Genomic DNA, 16,663 nt, shown 5'->3' with positions numbered 1-16,663 from the left:
GGCAAGGCAGGGTGACACACTGCCGCGATGTAAACTCCGCCGAAAACTGAGTATACAGAAAATATGAATGTCTGATGCGCTTTTGACCCATGTCAAAGCTTGAACGCCTGGCATCTGTGACAAGGCCACAGAATGAGGCCCAGAATCGGAGCAAGTCCGTGAGCAAATCCGAACCAGCACCCAGCCTATACGCCGCGCGGGAACCGATATTTCCCAAGCGTGTGTCCGGGCAGTTCCGCAATCTAAAGTGGATCATCCTGGCGGTGACCCTCGGGATTTATTACGTCACGCCATGGATCCGCTGGGATCGGGGGCCAAGCCTGCCGGATCAGGCGGTGCTTCTGGACCTCGCGAATCGACGGTTCTATTTCTTCTGGATCGAAATCTGGCCACATGAATTCTATTTTGTCGCCGGATTGCTGATCATGGCCGGGCTGGGACTTTTCCTATTCACCTCGGCACTGGGCCGGGTCTGGTGCGGCTATGCCTGTCCGCAGACGGTCTGGACTGATCTGTTCATACTGGTAGAGCGTTGGATCGAAGGCGACCGCAACGCCCGCCTCAGGCTGCATCGTCAGAAAAAGCTGGATTTCCGCAAGTTCCGGCTGCGTATGACCAAATGGATCGTCTGGATGCTGATCGGGCTGGCGACCGGCGGGGCGTGGGTGTTTTACTTTGCCGATGCGCCGACGCTGTTGCGCGATCTGGTTACGCTGAACGCGCATCCGGCTGCCTATACCACCGTGGCCATCCTGACCGCGACGACCTTCGTTTTCGGCGGTTTCGCGCGTGAACAGATCTGTATTTATGCCTGTCCCTGGCCCCGAATTCAGGCGGCGATGATGGACGAAGACACGCTGGTGGTTGGCTATCGTGATTGGCGCGGTGAGCCGCGCAAACATTCCGAAGAGGTCAAGGCCGGCGAGCCACAGGGTGATTGTATCGACTGCATGGCTTGTGTGAATGTCTGCCCTGTCGGCATCGACATCCGCGATGGGCAGCAACTGGAGTGCATTACCTGCGCACTGTGTATCGACGCCTGCGATGACATCATGGCAAAGATCGGCAAGCCGCGTGGTTTGATCGATTACATGGCGTTGTCTGACGAAGCGCAGGAACGCGGTGGGGCCGCGCCCAAGAACATCTGGAAACATATCCTGCGGCCGCGCACCATCATGTACACGGCTCTCTGGTCACTGGTTGGATTGGGGCTGCTGTTTGCGTTGTTCATCCGGCAGGATATCGAAATGACCGTCGCGCCGATCCGTAACCCGACCTATGTTACAATGTCGGATGGATCGATCCGCAACACCTATGATGTGCGTTTGCGAAACAAGAACGGTGAGGACCGGCAGTTCCGCCTGTCCGTGGTCGGTGACCCGACATTGCGCGTTCAACTCGAGGGCACACCTTATGACTCGGTTCTGGTTCCGGCTGACACGGCGTTCCTGCAACGTGTATACGTGGTCTCACCATCGGCATCGGGCCCGTCAAATGCCCAGCATACGGATATCCGGTTCTGGGTCGAGGATCTGAGCAATGGGGATCGCGCCTATCGCGACAGCACGTTCAATGGCAGGGGGAACTGACCAATGGCACAGCGGGAGTTTACCGGAAAGCATGTCGCCGCGCTGTTCGTCGGGGCGTTTGGGGTGATCATCGGCGTGAACCTTGCGCTGGCTTGGAATGCAGTGCGGACGTTTCCGGGGCTTGAGGTCAGCAATTCCTATGTTGCCAGCCAGCAGTTCAACACCCGACTGGCGGCGCAGCAAGCGTTGGGCTGGTCGGTTTATGCCGATGCACGTGACGGGCAGGTGTTTCTGTCCATCACCGACAAAAATGGCGCGCCGGTCGAGGCTGCAAAGCTGTCAGCCGTTGTCGGGCGCGCGACACAAATCAAGGACGACATCGCGCCAGCCTTCGAATTTGATGGAACATCCTATGTTGCGCCAATTGAACTGGCGGATGGCAACTGGAATATTCGGATGGTGGCGCGGGCTGCAGACGGAACAGAGTTCACCCAACGTGTGATCCTGCACGTTCAGGGGTAAACCGCGATGACAGCCCAGATGCGTCCTCCCTCTGCTGCAGCCTGTCCCGGATGCCTAGTGGCCCCGGCCGAGGACGTGCGCGAGGTGCCAAAGGATGCCCGCATCGCGTTGTCGCTGCCGACCATTCACTGTCAGGCCTGTATTTCGGCGGTCGAGCGCGGGCTGAACGCCCATCCCGGCGTAAAGGACGCACGCGTCAACCTGACCTTGAAGCGTGCGATGATCGAAGCGGACGACGGGCTGAGTGCCGCCGATCTGATCCCGGTTCTAGCGAAACTTGGTTATGAAGCGCATGAGCTGGACCCCGGCGCATTAAGCGCGACGAAATCGGACAAGGCGGGGCGTGAGCTGTTGATCCGTCTGGCGGTCGCCGGTTTTGCATCGATGAATGTGATGCTGTTATCGGTTTCGGTCTGGTCCGGTGCATCGGACGCGACGCGGGACATGTTTCACTGGATTTCCGCGATTATCACCTTGCCCGCGATCGCCTATGCGGCGCAGCCGTTTTTTCGCAACGCGTGGGAGGCGCTGTCGGTTCGGCGGCTGAACATGGATGTGCCGATTGTTCTGGCGATTGTGCTGGCGTTGGCAACGTCACTTTGGGAAACCACGTTGTCCGGCGAACATGCCTATTTTGACGCGGCCCTGGCACTGACGTTTTTTCTGCTGGCCGGTCGATATCTGGACTACCGGACCCGTGCGATTGCGCGATCGGCGGCGCAAGAACTCGCCGCACTGGAAGTGCCGCGCGCGATGCGAGTGATTGAAGGGGTGGAACAGGAAGTCGCTGTATCGGAATTGGCTGTTGGCGATCTGGTGCTGGTGCGCCCCGGCGGGCGGATGCCGGTGGACGGGTCTGTGGTCGACGGATGCTCCGAACTGGACCGGTCGCTGCTGACCGGAGAGACATTGCCGGTCTTCGCGGAGCCGGGGCTGGCGGTCAGCGCGGGTGAGGTGAACCTGACCGGGCCGTTGACCATCCGCGCCAGTGCCGTTGGCGAAGATACGTCGCTGCACCGCATGGCTGATCTGGTGGCAATCGCGGAATCCGGTCGGTCCCGTTATACATCGTTGGCGGATGCGGCAGCCAAGCTTTATGCACCCGGGGTGCATATTCTTGCAGGTCTCAGTTTCATCGGCTGGTATCTCTGGTCAGGCGATATGCGGGTGGCATTGAATATCGCGGCCGCGGTTCTGATCATCACTTGCCCTTGCGCCTTGGGCTTGGCAGTGCCGGCAGTGACGACGGCGGCATCGGGGCGGTTGTTCAAGAAAGGAATGCTGATCAAGCACGCGACTGCGCTGGAACGGTTGGCGCAGGTCGACACGGTGGTGTTTGACAAGACCGGCACATTGACGGCGGGCACGCCGGAACTGACGAATCTTGGCGATTTTTCTCGCCGCGACCTCGAGATTGCTTTGGCGTTGGCAAACGCGTCGGCGCACCCGCTTTCAGTTTCACTGACTCGTGCTGGTCAAGAGGCCGGAATCAAACCTGCGGACGTTCAGGATGTGTCTGAGGTGCCAGGATACGGGATCGAAGGCCTCTGGCACGGGCAACCCGTGCGGCTGGGGCGTGCGGGCTGGGTCGGCGCGGACCAGGGGGAACAGACAGCGGTTTGGTTGTCGGTGGGCGCGTCGGCACCGCAGGCGTTCCTGTTCACCGATGCATTGCGCCCCGGGGCGGAGGAAGCCGTGCGGGCGCTTCGGGATGCGGGCAAGGATGTCTTGCTGATTTCCGGTGATGCAACAGGACCCGTCAGGCGGTTGGCCGAGCGGTTGCATATCGAAACGTGGGAGGCCGAGGCCTTGCCCGAAGACAAGGCTGCTCGGATATCGGCGCTTGGCAAGGCCGGGCGAAAGGTTCTGATGGTTGGTGACGGACTGAACGACACCGCAGCGCTGGCAGCCGCAGATGTGTCGATTTCGCCCGCCAGCGCATTAGATGCCGCGCGGGTGGCCTCGGACATCGTGCTGCTAGGGCAGGATCTCGCACCCATTGCTGAGGCCTGTGATGTCGCGGAGAAAGCGACAAAGCGCATTCGCGAGAATTTCCGCATTGCGACTGTGTATAATTTGATCGCGGTGCCATTGGCGGTGGCGGGATTGGCGACACCGCTGATCGCGGCGTTGGCGATGTCGACCAGTTCGATTACCGTATCGCTAAATGCGCTGCGGCTGAGGTGAACCGATGACGATTCTGACTTATCTGATCCCGATTTCCCTGACGCTGGGTGCCATTGGCCTTGTCGCCTTTGTCTATACGGTGCGTTCGAACCAGTATGACGACCCCGAGGGAGACAGCCGCCGAATCCTTTCCGACGAATGGGACGATCACCCGAAACCCTGAGCCGGGGAACGCCCGAGCGGGGCATCGAGCCCCGCCCGCGCGTGTTGCCACGGACATGCTGCCACGCGGTTCTTTGGGGTGAGGTCGGTTTTGCGCGGATTTGCGTCGGATGGACTTGGCGCGACGCGCGGTGGACATGCATAAACCGATCAGAACAAGACTTGATCCGTGGAGAGGTCCGATGAAGACGCATGTCAAAGCTTTGGTCGTGGGCGGCGGAGCCGTCGGAACTTCGATCGCCTATCATCTTGCAAAGGCTGGTTGGGACGATGTCATGCTGCTGGAGCGGGATGAGCTGACATCGGGATCGACTTGGCACGCCGCCGGGTTGTTGCCGCTGTTCAACATGTCGTTCGCGACCACGCATATTCACCAGTACTCGGTCGAATTCTACAAGACGCTTGAGGCCGAGACCGGGTTGAATGCCGGGTTTGCCGTGGTCGGCAACCTGCGAATGGCGCAGACGCAAGAACGTATGGACGAATACATGCTCTATGCCAGCACGGCAGAGACCTGTGGGGTGCCTTACGAGTTTCTGACACCTGATCAGATCAAGGAGCGTTGGCCTCTGATCCGCACCGGGGACCTGAAGGGCGCGCTGTATCACAACACGGACGGTTACATTAACCCCGCCGACGTGACCATGGCGATGGCCAAGGGGGCGCGGCAGCGCGGCGTGCTAATTGAACGCAAGTGGCAGGCCGATGCGTTCCACTGGACCGGTGAAGCGTGGGAAGTGACAGCGACCAAGATGGTCGAAAAGGGCGGTAATCTGGTGCCGAGTAACGAGCAGGTCGTGATCACTGCGGAACATGTCGTGACGGCTTCGGGTAACCACGCGCAGCGCACGGCAAAGATGCTGGGCATCAAGATGCCTGCGATCCCGGTGGAGCATCAGTTCATCGTGATGGAGCAGGACCCGGCGTTGGTGGAGTTCCGCAAGGACCATCCGGAACATCCCGTTATTCGGGACGCGGATGCGCAAAGCTATGTCCGTGAAGAGCGGGGTGGCTGGATCCTGGGCGTCTACGAAAAGAACGCTCCTGCACGGTTTGAATACGGCGTGCCCGACAGTTTCCGTGCCGATCTGTTCCAACTCGATCTGGAGCGGATCGAAGAGCAGTATTTGGCGATGATCCACCGGATCCCGTCCTGCGAGGACAGCGGACTGAAGGACGATTTCAACGGGCCGATCTGTTATACGCCGGATGGCAACCCGTTGGTGGGGCCTGCGCCGGGAATGCAGAACATGTGGCTGGCCGAAGGCTTTAGTTTTGGCATCACGGCTGCAGGCGGCACCGGATATTACCTTGCGCAGATGATGGTTGAGGGCGAGGCTGAGATCGACATGGCCAGTCTTGATCCCAAGCGTTACGGCGACTGGATGACCACCGAGTTTGCCGCGTGCAAGAACGAAGAATGCTACGACCACGTTTACATCTTGCACCACCCTGATGAAGAACGCCCGGCCTGTCGTCCGTTGCGCACCGCGCCCGCCTATGACCGGCAAAAAGCGCTGGGTGCGCAGTTTGGGTTCGTGAACGGGTGGGAGCGACCCAATTACTACGCGCCCGAGGGGTTCAACGACCATGACAGCCGCAGTTTCCGGCGCGGGGGCTGGTGGCAGTATGCGGTGGAGGAGGCCAAGGCGATCCGTGAGGGTGTCGGGCTGGTCGATGCAACTGCGTTTACCAAGCATGTGGTCAAAGGGCCGGGCGCTACCGCGTTTCTGGACTGGTTCACCTGTAACAAACTGCCCGCAGTGGGGCGGATCAACCTGACCTATGCGCTGACCGATCACGGCACCACCCGCACTGAATATACCATCGTGCGGTTGGGGCAGGACGAATATTATCTGGTCTCTGCTGGCGCGTGGACGGCCTATGACGCGGATTTCCTGCGCAAGGCGGCGGCTGAAAAGGCGGCCGACTTTGGCTATATCGAGATTCAGGATGTGACAACCCAGTGGGGGGTGTTCGCGATAGCGGGCCCAAAATCGCGCGATGTATTGAACGAGATCGTCAAGGATGCCGATCCGGCGTCCGTCCTGTCAAACAAGCGATTCCCGTGGCTGACCATGCGCAACATCGAGTTGGGCATGTGCCCGGTACGGGCCGTCCGTGTCGCCTATACCGGCGAATTGGGATGGGAATTGCATCACCCGATCGAAATGCAGAACTATCTGTGGGATCAGCTGATGTCGGCTGGCGAGAAACACGGATTAAAGCTGGTCGGCGCGCGTGCGCAGAACTGGCTGCGGCAAGAGAAATCCTATCGCGCCTTCGGCACCGAACTCGGTCGTGATGCGACACCGCTCGAGGCCGATCTGCCGCGATTTGTGGACCTGAACAAGGACTTTAATGGCAAGGCCGCCATGCAAGCCAAGGGCATTCGCAGCAAATGCGTGACCCTTTTGATTGATGGGCCCGAGGATGCTGACCCCTGGGGCCGTGAAGCGCTGTATCACGGTGACACCCGCGTCGGGCGGCTGACCTCTGGGGGCTATTCGGTTGCCTTTGAAAAGAGCATTGGCATGGGGTATGTCTCGCCCGAAGTGGCGACGCCGGGTACCCGTCTGAAGGTCAGGATGCTGGATCAGCTTTGGGATGCGGAAATCGTGGAGGACAGCCCATATGACCCCAAGAACGAGGCTATCCGCAAAGACGGCTGAGCCGCGCCGGATATCGCTGGTTTGGCTGGTCCTGATCGCTGTGCTTGCATTGGGCGCGACGGTGTTGCATCGGCATAACCCGCTGTCGCAGCGTGCGCAGGATTATGCTGCGGCCGTCTCTGCGGCAAGCGCGGCCACCTATGTCACCCTGCGCACGTTGAACGCCGCCCTGTCCACTGCGCAGGAAATCGAAGTGGGCGCTTCGCTGGGCGTATCTGGCACGATGCAACCGGGCAAAATGCTGGAACCGGTTGACGATACGATCGAACGTATTGCGGATGTGGTCTTTGTGCTGATGCTGGTGACCGGCGTTCTGGCCGTCGCGATGGGGCCAGTCGGCGCGGTTGGGGCGGCGATGATCGCGGGTGCTTCGGCCTTGTGGATCATTGACCGGCTGGTGGGCGCGCGCGACGTAATATCACTGCTGTCGCGGCGGCTGGTCTGGTATGGTGGCTTTTTCTTGCTGGCGCTGCCCGGTGCCTTTGTGCTGACCGATTTGCTGGCGGATTTGTTGACCGGCGATGTGATGGCGCAGCAGCAAGTGATCATCGCCGAGATCACTGACACGGTCGAGGTTGATCCCGCTTTGGCGCGCGATCAGGGATGGTGGGATCGCCTGACCGAAGGCATGTCCGAAGTGGATCGATATCGGGATTTGGCCACCAATATTTGGGAGCGCGCGGATGACTTGATCGCCAGCTACCTGACGCTGTTGTCGATCTATATCTTTCAGATCTTCGTGCTGCCCGCGCTGCTGGTCGGGGCGTTCTTTGTCTCGGTGCGTTTCTTTGCGAACCGCCCCTAAATCGCGGGCTTTTGCAGCACAATCGCCAGGTTGTTGGCTGGCATCTCGCTGATTTCGAGCGGCGTTAGTCCCGCCGCCTGCGCCCAGTCGAGCACGTCAAAGTCATCCTTGTAGCCGATGTCCGGGTCCGTCGTGCGCAGGCTGGCATTAAAGCGCTCGTCGCCTTCGCTCGTCAGCTCTCCGGCCCGCATGAAAGGTCCGTAAACCACAAATCGACCGTTCGGGGCGAGGGCCAAGGCGGCTTCGTCGATCAGAATTTGTGCTTCGGCTGTGCTGATCAGATGCAGCAGGTTGATCAGCACGATCAGCGATTGCCCTTGATGTGCGGCCCCCCATCCCGGTGCGGCGGCATCAAGGTCACGCGCGGGCAACAGATTGGGCAGCCCTGCTTCGGTGACGTATGAATCAATGCTGGCGCGTCGGGTGGGGTCAGGCTCGGTCGGTTGCCATGTCAGGTCGGGCAGGCAGGCCGCGAAGGCGATGACATGCTGTCCGGTGCCGCTGGCAATTTCCAGCGCGGATCCGGTCTCCGGGGCAACCTTTGCCAGCAGATCGCAAAGGGGCTGGCGGTTGCGTTCGGCCGACGGGGCGTTCAGCCGCCCGTCGTTGGTGGGGGTGGCAATGCTTGCGGTCTCGGGCACAGGGCGGATCATCAACGCAACCTTTCCGGGGACAGTAGCGCGACAATATCGGCGCCAAGCTCGCTGGGTGTTCCGGCCACCAGATCGGCGAGCAGTTGCGAGGCGGCGGGGGCGGTCTGAAATCCATAGCCACCCTGACCGGCGCACCATATGAAATCACGTTGCGCGGGGTCAGGGCCAAGGACCAGCACCCGATCGGGAGCAAAACTGCGCAGCCCGGCCCAATTGGTTTCAACCCGCGTCACCGGTTCGGTGACCATTTCTTCATAGCGGGCCAGACCCTCGGCAAGTACCATGTCGTCGGCAAAGGCATCATGCGGGTGGGTGGCATCCTGATCGGCAGGAGAGACCAGCAGTTTGCCCGCGTCGGGCTTGGCATACCAGCTTTCATTGACGCCCATCAGCATTGGCCAGCCGGTCACGTCATGCCCGCCCGGAGCAGGCAGCCGCGCCATCGAACGTCGGTAGGGGGTGATCCCGATGGGGGTAACGCCTGCCATAATGGCAATTTCGTCAGCCCAGGCTCCAGCGGCGTTGACCAGGTTGTGCGCCGTGTGGGTGCCGCCTGTGGTCCCGACTTGCCAGCCGGTATCTGCGCGGTTGATAGAGGTGACCTTTGCACGGGTCAGAACCGTGCCGCCGTTGCCGCGAATGACACGGGCAAAATCTTGCAGCATGCGATCTGTATCAATGTCACGTGCCGAGTCGTGATGCGCAGCAAAGGCGACGGTGTCGGGATTGACGATGGGCACCATCGACCGGGACTGTTCCAGAGACACGGGCGCAAGGCTGAGATCATCGACATCCTCGCGAAACGCGGCCTCTTGCGCCGCACTTGCAACCAGCAACAGTCCCCTTGGTGTCAGGTAACCTCCGTTGGCGTTGTGATGATAGTCACCGCTTGCAACGCTGAGCGCGACAATGGCTGGTTTGCCGTAGTTCGCTTCGTACAGCGCGGCAGACCGTCCCGACGCGTGATAGCCAATCCCATCCTCGGCTTCGAGCACGGTTACGGTGCCTTGCGCAGAGAGGCGAGCGCCTGCGCTCAGCCCGGCGATGCCTCCGCCGATGACGATAAAATCGCTCATATAGAACTCCTGTAACCGGCAATTGGTTTGCGGCTGAACCCGGTCAGCCCGTTTGTTTCATGCCATGTCAGCGCAGGATCGAAAAGAGCGGTTAATGGTCTTTTCCGATCAAGCACGTCGTTAGGAGTCACCGTTCCAATCAGACCCCTTTGCGCGGCAAGGGGCGAGGGCAATTGATAACGTTATGGGCCATTTGGACATCCACCAGCGAGCCGTAGGTTGTGCAACGCCGATTGGGAAAAGACGTAACCAGAGCTGGCGTCAATTTGGGACCCGAGACGAATGTACCGGAACCGAAGGATCAGCGTACTTCGGATTCTTATAGCTCAACCGTTGTGGCGCAAATATTCTTGCCGCATAGTGAAACCTTCCCAAGTGCAAAGGCGAGCATGTCCAGTGGCTGTCCCTGAAATCAATCCCATGGCCCCCGCCTATCTGCCGCCATACATTGCGGCTGCGGACGGGAGCGACTTCTTGTTCAACTTTATGGCAATTTTCACTCTCGGGGTGATCTTGCTGATCGGCGTTCTGTATCTGACACTGCATGCAATGCCGGAACGAATGGCGCATGAGAGCAATCATTCGCAACTTCAGGTCGTCGGTATCCTCGCACTTCTGGCACTATTCACACACAATAACCTGTTCTGGGTGGTGGCGATCTTGGTCGCGGCGTTTCGAATGCCCGACTTCATGACGCCGCTCAATTCCATCGCTTCATCGCTTGCGGTGGCGACACGGGGTGGAAGGGTTGATGCGCAGTTTGCACCCAATCCCGAGCCGACCGGCGACGAGGCTTCGGCTGATGCTCCCAAGCGTGATGGCGAGGTCTGAACAATGCTGGAAACGCTGTTTTGTGCAATGTTCACAATCTTGCCCGACTACCTTTTCCGCCGCTATGGCCAAGGCAAGCGGATCGGGCATGAGATCACATTCTTTTCGGTTTGGTATGAATTGCGGTGGGGGCTCACCACCTGTTTCATCGCGACGACCACATTGATCACCCTGCTGTTTTACTATCACCCGTCGACCAATGCCGTGACATCCTATTTCCGCACCGTGACTATTCTGCCGGAAACCGGTGGGCGGGTTGCCGAAGTTTATGTTGTCAGCCACGAAGAGGTTCAAGCGGGCGACCCGCTGTTCAAGCTCGATTCATCAAGTCAGGAAGCGGCGGTGGCGACCGCGCAAAGCCGGGTAGATGAGGTCAACGCGGCGCTGGACGTTTCTGGATCAGATATTGCAGCGGCCAAGGCGACGCTTGAGCAAGCTCAGGCAGCCTATGATCTTGTCGAGTCCGACTACCTGCGCAACAAGAAATTGCTTGATGAGGGATCACCAGCCGCGAACCCGTCCGAGGTTGACCGCCAGTTCAACCGGTTAAAGGAACGCGAAGGGCAGGTACATGCGGCAGAAGCCAACCTTGAGTCGGTGCAACAGAATGTCGAGGTCCTGTTGCCAGCCCAACGGGCCAGCGCCATCGCCAGCCTTGAGCAGGCGCAGACGGAATTGGAAAAGACGTTGGTGGTTGCGGGTATCTCGGGGCGCGTTGAACAGTTTGCGCTTCAGGTCGGAGACTACCTGAACCCGATCCTGCGTCCCGCCGGGATATTGGTGCCGACGGAATCCGGGCATCTGATGTTCCAGGCAGGGTTCAACCAGCTTGCGGCCCAAGTGGTGAAACCAGGCATGATTGCCGAGATTGGATGCCTGTCCAAGCCATTTACGGTGGTGCCTATGGTCATCGTTTCAGTGCAGGACGTGATCGCGTCCGGGCAATTCCGCCCCAGTGACCAACTGCGCGACCCGCAGGACAACGTACGCCCCGGCAGCATTTCAGCTGTCCTCGAGCCACTTTATGCCGGTGGGATCGACCGATTGCCGCCCGGCAGCAATTGCATCGCCAACGCCTACACGAGCAACCACGAGCGGATCGAACACGAAGAGATGGGCACCGCCAAGAAAATCGGATTGCATGTGATCGACACGATCGGGGTGGTCCACGCCGCTGGCTTGCGGATGCGGATGCTGTTGCTGCCAGTGACGACGCTTGTGTTCTCCGGTCACTGAGCCGGACCACAGATCGGCGGGTGCCTACTTGGCGATCCCGACTGCCGATGTTGGGCGAGCGATCTAAACCCAAATTTGGGATCGCCATCTAAAAGTCAACCAATGGGTTGAATATGGAAATTGACGGGAATGACGGTACTTGCAGGCTGCGGCGGTTTGGCTTTCTCGATCCGATGGTAAGGTTATTCTTTTAATATCAGCATGTTATTTCGTGTTGCCGCGCGACAATCTCGCAATTGACTCTGCACCTTCCGCGCCTTAGCACCTAGGCAGACAAACGCGAGGGATATCCCGGTGATCGACGAGGACCAAAGGCAGCGTCTGGCGCAGCTTGAGGCCAAGATCGAAGCGGCCAAGAAGGTCGAGCCGGGGAAATCCCACAACGATGAACACTACTCACAGGCACATCTCGCCTGGCGGATGGTGATAGAATTAGTGGTCGGTCTTGGGATCGGCTTTGGGATGGGGTACGGGCTGGACAGCCTGTTCGGGACGCTCCCGATCTTCCTGATCCTGTTTACATTGCTGGGTCTCGCCGCTGGCATCAAGACGATGCTGCGCAGCGCACGCGAGATTCAGGATACAAAAATGGCCGAAGAGGCCGCGAAGGACGAGAGGGACTGAACCTTGGCAAGCGAATCGTTGGGTGTAGAACACGTCTCTGAGGAAAGCGGGCTGGTCTTCCACCCGATGGATCAGTTCATCGTCAAGCCGTTGTTCGGCAATGGCGATGTGTCCTGGTACACCCCGACCAACGTCACTTTGTGGCTGGGCCTCACGGTTCTGGCGATTATCGCCCTGCTGGTGCTGAGCACAAGCAAGCGCGCGATTGTGCCGTCGCGCAGCCAGTCCATCGCCGAACTGGCCTATGGCTTTATCTACAAGATGGTCGAGGACGTGACCGGCAAGGATGGGATCAAGTATTTCCCGTACATCATGACTCTGTTCATGTTCATCGTCTGCGCCAACTTCCTCGGGCTGATCCCGATGTCGTTTACCACCACCAGCCACCTTGCGGTGACCGTGGTTATGGCGATGGCCGTGTTCCTGACGGTTACCATTCTGGGCTTCTACCTGCACGGCGTGAGCTTTCTCAAGCTGTTCTGGATCAGTGCCGCGCCGCTGCCGCTGCGCCCGATCCTTGCCCTGATCGAGGTCATCTCGTACTTCGTTCGCCCGGTCAGCCACTCTATTCGTCTCATGGGTAACATGATGGCCGGTCACGCGGTGATGAAGGTTTTCGCGGGCTTTGCTGCGGTCGCCGCCATCGCGCCGGTTTCAGTACTGGCGATCACCGCAATCTACGCTCTCGAAGTGCTGGTGTCTTTCATCCAGGCCTACGTTTTCGCAATCCTGACTTGTGTGTATCTCAAGGACGCATTGCACCCGCATCACTAACGCTATGTGGCGGGACGTTCCCGCCACCTGAGAAATCAACCTAATTCCATCGTAAGGAGAAATATCATGGAAGGTGACGTCGTACAAATGGGCGCATATATCGGCGCAGGTCTGGCTTGTACTGGTATGGGCGGAGCCGCCGTCGGTGTGGGCCACGTGGTCGGGAACTTCCTCTCCGGTGCCCTGCGCAACCCGTCCGCCGCTGGCGGTCAGACAGCGACCATGTTCATCGGTATCGCGTTCTCGGAAGCTCTGGGGATCTTCTCGTTCCTCGTCGCGCTTCTGCTGATGTTTGCCGTCTAAACCCTTCGGAACCCGATTCCTTACGGCTGGGCGGTGCACATGTTGCGCCGCCTAGTGTAAGCTAAGTTCCCAAGGAGAACGACATGGCAACCGAAACCACAGCAGTCGAACACGTCAGCCCGGTTAGCCTCGAAGAGGCCGGAACATGCGTGGATGCGCATGGCGGTGCCATTGGCATGCCGCAGCTGTGCTTTGACTGGTTCCCCAATCAGATGTTCTGGTTGGTCGTCACGCTGGTCGTGATCTTTCTCGTGCTGTCGCGCGTGGCCTTGCCACGCATCGCCGCAATCCTTGCGGAGCGTCAAGGCACGATCACCAATGATCTGGCGGCTGCCGAAGACCTGAAAGCCAAGGCTGTCGAGGCAGAAGAGGCTTACAACAAGGCGCTGGCGGATGCCCGCACCGAGGCACAGGCCATCGTCACCAAGGCCCGGGCCGAAATTCAGGCCGATCTGGATGTCGCTATTGAAAAGGCGGATGCCGAGATTGCGGCCAAGTCAGCCGAGTCTGAAAAGGCCATCTCGGAAATTCGTGCCGGTGCGTTGGAAAGCGTCAAGGCCGTTGCCACGGACACCGCGGCTGAGATCGTCTCGGCTCTGGGTGGCAAGGCGGATGCCGATGCGGTTCGGGCCGCAGTCGCAAGCCGTGTGAAAGGATAAGAGATATGCGTAACATCATCGCCCTTGTCCTGACATTTGGCGCAGCCAGCCCCGCGCTGGCCGCTGGCGGCCCGTTCTTTTCGCTCCACAACACGAACTTTGTGGTTCTGCTGGCGTTCCTTCTGTTCATCGGCGTGCTGGTCTACCTGAAGGTACCCGGCAAGTTGGGTGGAATGCTGGATGGCCGTGCCGAAGGCATCAAGTCCGAGCTCGACGAAGCCCGTGCCCTGCGTGAAGAAGCGCAGACTATCTTGGCGTCTTACGAGCGCAAGCACAAAGAAGTTCAGGAGCAGGCAGATCGCATTGTTTCGACAGCCCGCGAAGAAGCCGCTCAAGCTGCTGAGAAAGCCAAAGAAGACCTGAAACTTTCGATCGTGCGTCGTTTGGCTGCTGCCGAAGACCAGATCGCGTCGGCTGAAGCGTCGGCCGTGAAAGAAGTGCGCGACCAGGCGGTTCTTATCGCCATTGCCGCGTCGCGTGAAGTGATAGGCAAGCAGATGACCGCAGCGGATGGCAACAAGCTGATCGACAGCGCCATCGCTGAGGTGGACGCGAAACTGCACTAAGTGTGTTCGCCACTGATTATGACAAAGAGCCCCAAACGGCTTCGCCGTTTGGGGCTCTTCTTTATTGAAGACGACGACGACCGGCTCGGGTTTGTCATTGCTAACCTGCCTCGCTAGGTTACGCGGGAACCTTTGATTCCGCTCATTCCGTCGAAAGCCACAACACAATGAAACTTGCCCCTGTTTGTGTATTTGCCTATCGGCGGCCCGAGCATACGAAACGTACGCTCGATGCATTGGCATCATCGCCGCTGGCGCCACAAACCAATTTGACGGTCTTTGTGGACGGTCCGCGAGATTCTGACGACGGCGAGGAAGTCGCACAAGTTGTGTCCTTGGCGCAGCAGCAGGGTGGTTTCGCTGGGGTTGATGTTCGGGCGCGTGAGGAAAATGCCGGGTTGGCTCGCTCCATTCAGGAAGGTGTCAGCCAGATGATGTCTGACCACGGGCGTGCCATTGTGGTTGAAGATGATATCGTCACGTCACCGTCTTTTCTGAACTACATGAATCTTGCGCTCGACCGTTATGCGGATTCGCCAGAGGTTTGGCACATTTCGGGTTATAACGAGCCGATTGCAGGCAACCGCGATCGACCGGGCACGGCATTGTGGCGTTTCATGAGCTGTTGGGGCTGGGCGAGCTGGGCGGATCGATGGTCCCATTTCGAGCGCGATCCGGATGAATTGCTTGCGAGTTTCTCGCCCGAAGATATCGAGCGGTTCAATCTGGACGGAGCGCATGACTTTTGGAGTCAGGTGCTGGCCAATGCGCGGGGCGATATGCGAACCTGGGCGGTGTTCTGGTATGCCACCATCTTCCGCAACGGTGGCCTTTGTCTGGCACCCTACCATTCCTACGCAGAAAATATCGGATTTGACGGCTCGGGCACGCATTGTGGCCCCGATGGTGCCTACTTGCAGGCCTCGCTCAATCAGGACATGGCGCCATCATTTCCTGATCAACTGATCGAAGACAGCGCCGCACTTGCGCAGTTAAAGGCCCACTACAGCTATCGACCCACAAAGCTGGAAAAACTGGGCCGAAAATGGCGCAAACTTATCAAGAGGGTTGGTGGTTCATGATAATGTCGATCCTCAAGAGAATGAAAGAGCGGCGCGCGCGCAAGAAGTACCGCAGGCATCCCCTGCAGGATACGCCAGCCGCATTAGGGCTTGACCTTGTTACGCTTGGTTCGGCATACGGTGGATGGACCTTTCATGATGATGGCAACCTCAACGGGACGACCATCATAAGTGCTGGTCTGGGCGAAGACGCGTCTTTCGACGTTGAGTTTGCCGCAAAGTATGACGCGCGCGTCATTCTGGTGGACCCAACGCAGCGGGCAATCGAACACTTTGAGGGGATGTCTGGCCAAATCGGACAGGCGCGTGCCCGTCAGTATGTGGACGGTGGGACCCAACCGTTTGACGCCTATGATCTTGGCGATGTGGCTGCCGAGCAATTGGTGCTTGAGCCATTGGCGCTGTGGACGGAAAAGACTTCGCTACGGTTCTTCAAGCCAGAGAACCCAGATCACGTCTCGCACTCCATCGTCAATTTTCAGAACGACTATCGAGATGACAGCGACTTTGTCGAAGTTGACGCCTGCACCCTTGCTGAGTTGCTAGAGAAATACGAAATTGGCCCAGACGTTCTACCGCTTTTGAAGCTTGATATTGAAGGGGCCGAGATCGAAGTTTTGCAAAACATTATGGCTGGCGGCATTCGACCCAAACAGATCTGCGTCGAGTACGACGAGCTGGGCCTCCCCAATGAAACAGCTTTCAAGAGGGTCGATCAAGCCCATGCCTCTCTGACAAATGCGGGTTATCGTTGTGTTTATAGCAATGGGACGACCGACTATTTGTATCTGTTGGAGTAGCCCGACCACCTTGGCTGCGCTGACAAAGGAGTCGTCAACCATATGGGAGTGTCGGTGTTGGGCGGGGTGACACTTTGAAGTTCATTGCAAATCAAGTCAGCACAAGCAGCAGCGCCGGCGGTGCAGCAATTGCTGCGCGAAGGATACATGATGCCTGCCGCAGCATCGGGGTGTCGTCGAGG

Annotated in this window: 17 protein-coding genes; 15 read left to right on the top strand and 2 right to left on the bottom strand. The window is 58.9% G+C overall.

Going from position 1 to position 16,663, the window contains the following annotated elements:
* The first annotated feature begins 158 nt into the window (after window positions 1-158).
* The 6 genes from ccoG (at window position 159) to ABJO75_RS04030 (ending at window position 7,877) form a co-directional block, all read left to right on the top strand.
* On the top strand, window positions 159-1,589 hold the full coding sequence (gene ccoG / locus ABJO75_RS04055; RefSeq protein WP_348131425.1) for a cytochrome c oxidase accessory protein CcoG: 1,431 nt from the start codon (window positions 159-161) through the stop codon (window positions 1,587-1,589).
* A 3-nt stretch (window positions 1,590-1,592) separates the two neighbouring features.
* Window positions 1,593-2,051, top strand: coding sequence for a FixH family protein (locus tag ABJO75_RS04050; protein WP_348131422.1), 459 nt, complete (start codon window positions 1,593-1,595; stop codon window positions 2,049-2,051).
* A 6-nt stretch (window positions 2,052-2,057) separates the two neighbouring features.
* Window positions 2,058-4,238, top strand: coding sequence for a heavy metal translocating P-type ATPase (locus ABJO75_RS04045; RefSeq protein WP_348131420.1), 2,181 nt, complete (start codon window positions 2,058-2,060; stop codon window positions 4,236-4,238).
* A 4-nt stretch (window positions 4,239-4,242) separates the two neighbouring features.
* Window positions 4,243-4,401: a cbb3-type cytochrome oxidase assembly protein CcoS gene (ccoS, locus tag ABJO75_RS04040; RefSeq protein ID WP_348131417.1), complete on the top strand. Its 159-nt coding sequence runs from the start codon at window positions 4,243-4,245 to the stop codon at window positions 4,399-4,401.
* Between the two features lie 181 nt (window positions 4,402-4,582).
* Window positions 4,583-7,072: an FAD-dependent oxidoreductase gene (locus tag ABJO75_RS04035; RefSeq protein ID WP_348131414.1), complete on the top strand. Its 2,490-nt coding sequence runs from the start codon at window positions 4,583-4,585 to the stop codon at window positions 7,070-7,072.
* Window positions 7,035-7,877: a hypothetical protein gene (locus tag ABJO75_RS04030; protein ID WP_348131411.1), complete on the top strand. Its 843-nt coding sequence runs from the start codon at window positions 7,035-7,037 to the stop codon at window positions 7,875-7,877. The genes ABJO75_RS04035 and ABJO75_RS04030 overlap by 38 nt, the downstream gene beginning before the upstream one ends.
* On the opposite strand, the gene ABJO75_RS04025 is transcribed toward ABJO75_RS04030, so the two are convergent.
* Both ABJO75_RS04025 and ABJO75_RS04020 read right to left on the bottom strand, forming a co-directional pair.
* Complete coding sequence (locus ABJO75_RS04025) at window positions 7,874-8,530, bottom strand: DUF938 domain-containing protein (RefSeq protein ID WP_348131408.1); 657 nt, start codon at window positions 8,528-8,530, stop codon at window positions 7,874-7,876. The genes ABJO75_RS04030 and ABJO75_RS04025 overlap by 4 nt on opposite strands.
* Window positions 8,530-9,606, bottom strand: coding sequence for an FAD-dependent oxidoreductase (locus ABJO75_RS04020; protein WP_348131405.1), 1,077 nt, complete (start codon window positions 9,604-9,606; stop codon window positions 8,530-8,532). Before ABJO75_RS04020 ends, ABJO75_RS04025 begins: the two co-directional genes overlap by 1 nt.
* A gap of 420 nt (window positions 9,607-10,026) precedes the next feature.
* Here ABJO75_RS04020 and ABJO75_RS04015 point away from each other — a divergent pair, with 420 nt between their 5' ends.
* The 9 genes from ABJO75_RS04015 (at window position 10,027) to ABJO75_RS03975 (ending at window position 16,481) form a co-directional block, all read left to right on the top strand.
* The gene (locus ABJO75_RS04015; RefSeq protein WP_348131919.1) at window positions 10,027-10,437 is read left to right on the top strand and encodes a hypothetical protein; all 411 of its coding nucleotides are present in this window, start codon (window positions 10,027-10,029) and stop codon (window positions 10,435-10,437) included.
* Between the two features lie 3 nt (window positions 10,438-10,440).
* Window positions 10,441-11,673 carry a biotin/lipoyl-binding protein gene (locus ABJO75_RS04010; protein ID WP_348131403.1) on the top strand — a complete coding sequence of 411 codons (1,233 nt, stop codon included), beginning with the start codon at window positions 10,441-10,443 and terminating at the stop codon, window positions 11,671-11,673.
* A 294-nt stretch (window positions 11,674-11,967) separates the two neighbouring features.
* Window positions 11,968-12,297, top strand: coding sequence for an AtpZ/AtpI family protein (locus ABJO75_RS04005; protein ID WP_348131400.1), 330 nt, complete (start codon window positions 11,968-11,970; stop codon window positions 12,295-12,297).
* Window positions 12,298-12,363: 66 nt separating this feature from the next.
* A complete protein-coding gene (locus ABJO75_RS04000; RefSeq protein ID WP_348131916.1) occupies window positions 12,364-13,071 on the top strand; it encodes a F0F1 ATP synthase subunit A in 708 nt (235 codons plus the stop codon).
* 66 nt (window positions 13,072-13,137) lie between these two features.
* Window positions 13,138-13,374 (top strand): F0F1 ATP synthase subunit C, encoded by a 237-nt coding sequence (locus ABJO75_RS03995; RefSeq protein ID WP_085799500.1) that lies wholly within the window; start codon window positions 13,138-13,140, stop codon window positions 13,372-13,374.
* A gap of 83 nt (window positions 13,375-13,457) precedes the next feature.
* Complete coding sequence (locus ABJO75_RS03990; protein ID WP_348131397.1) at window positions 13,458-14,033, top strand: F0F1 ATP synthase subunit B'; 576 nt, start codon at window positions 13,458-13,460, stop codon at window positions 14,031-14,033.
* Window positions 14,034-14,038: 5 nt separating this feature from the next.
* On the top strand, window positions 14,039-14,599 hold the full coding sequence (locus ABJO75_RS03985) for a F0F1 ATP synthase subunit B (protein ID WP_348131394.1): 561 nt from the start codon (window positions 14,039-14,041) through the stop codon (window positions 14,597-14,599).
* A 167-nt stretch (window positions 14,600-14,766) separates the two neighbouring features.
* On the top strand, window positions 14,767-15,681 hold the full coding sequence (locus tag ABJO75_RS03980; protein ID WP_348131391.1) for a hypothetical protein: 915 nt from the start codon (window positions 14,767-14,769) through the stop codon (window positions 15,679-15,681).
* Window positions 15,678-16,481 carry an FkbM family methyltransferase gene (locus tag ABJO75_RS03975; protein WP_348131389.1) on the top strand — a complete coding sequence of 268 codons (804 nt, stop codon included), beginning with the start codon at window positions 15,678-15,680 and terminating at the stop codon, window positions 16,479-16,481. The genes ABJO75_RS03980 and ABJO75_RS03975 overlap by 4 nt, the downstream gene beginning before the upstream one ends.
* The last annotated feature ends 182 nt before the right edge of the window (window positions 16,482-16,663 follow it).

The sequence above is a fragment of the Sedimentitalea sp. genome (assembly GCF_039973035.1).
GTDB lineage: Bacteria > Pseudomonadota > Alphaproteobacteria > Rhodobacterales > Rhodobacteraceae > Sedimentitalea.
The sequence above is the reverse complement of the archived record's forward strand: the minus strand, read 5'-3'. Positions and strand labels throughout refer to the sequence as shown.

What these genes read in the sequence shown, in the direction of transcription:
- ABJO75_RS04050 (WP_348131422.1), top strand. Translation starts at nt 1,593, where the DNA reads ATGGCACAGCGGGAGTTTACCGGAAAGCATGTCGCCGCGCTGTTCGTC.
- ABJO75_RS04045 (WP_348131420.1), top strand. Translation starts at nt 2,058, where the DNA reads ATGACAGCCCAGATGCGTCCTCCCTCTGCTGCAGCCTGTCCCGGATGC.
- ccoS (WP_348131417.1), top strand. Translation starts at nt 4,243, where the DNA reads ATGACGATTCTGACTTATCTGATCCCGATTTCCCTGACGCTGGGTGCC.
- ABJO75_RS04035 (WP_348131414.1), top strand. Translation starts at nt 4,583, where the DNA reads ATGAAGACGCATGTCAAAGCTTTGGTCGTGGGCGGCGGAGCCGTCGGA.
- ABJO75_RS04030 (WP_348131411.1), top strand. Translation starts at nt 7,035, where the DNA reads ATGACCCCAAGAACGAGGCTATCCGCAAAGACGGCTGAGCCGCGCCGG.
- ABJO75_RS04025 (WP_348131408.1), bottom strand. Translation starts at nt 8,530, where the DNA reads ATGATCCGCCCTGTGCCCGAGACCGCAAGCATTGCCACCCCCACCAAC.
- ABJO75_RS04020 (WP_348131405.1), bottom strand. Translation starts at nt 9,606, where the DNA reads ATGAGCGATTTTATCGTCATCGGCGGAGGCATCGCCGGGCTGAGCGCA.
- ABJO75_RS04015 (WP_348131919.1), top strand. Translation starts at nt 10,027, where the DNA reads ATGGCCCCCGCCTATCTGCCGCCATACATTGCGGCTGCGGACGGGAGC.
- ABJO75_RS04010 (WP_348131403.1), top strand. Translation starts at nt 10,441, where the DNA reads ATGCTGGAAACGCTGTTTTGTGCAATGTTCACAATCTTGCCCGACTAC.
- ABJO75_RS04000 (WP_348131916.1), top strand. Translation starts at nt 12,364, where the DNA reads ATGGATCAGTTCATCGTCAAGCCGTTGTTCGGCAATGGCGATGTGTCC.
- ABJO75_RS03995 (WP_085799500.1), top strand. Translation starts at nt 13,138, where the DNA reads ATGGAAGGTGACGTCGTACAAATGGGCGCATATATCGGCGCAGGTCTG.
- ABJO75_RS03990 (WP_348131397.1), top strand. Translation starts at nt 13,458, where the DNA reads ATGGCAACCGAAACCACAGCAGTCGAACACGTCAGCCCGGTTAGCCTC.
- ABJO75_RS03985 (WP_348131394.1), top strand. Translation starts at nt 14,039, where the DNA reads ATGCGTAACATCATCGCCCTTGTCCTGACATTTGGCGCAGCCAGCCCC.
- ABJO75_RS03980 (WP_348131391.1), top strand. Translation starts at nt 14,767, where the DNA reads ATGAAACTTGCCCCTGTTTGTGTATTTGCCTATCGGCGGCCCGAGCAT.
- ABJO75_RS03975 (WP_348131389.1), top strand. Translation starts at nt 15,678, where the DNA reads ATGATAATGTCGATCCTCAAGAGAATGAAAGAGCGGCGCGCGCGCAAG.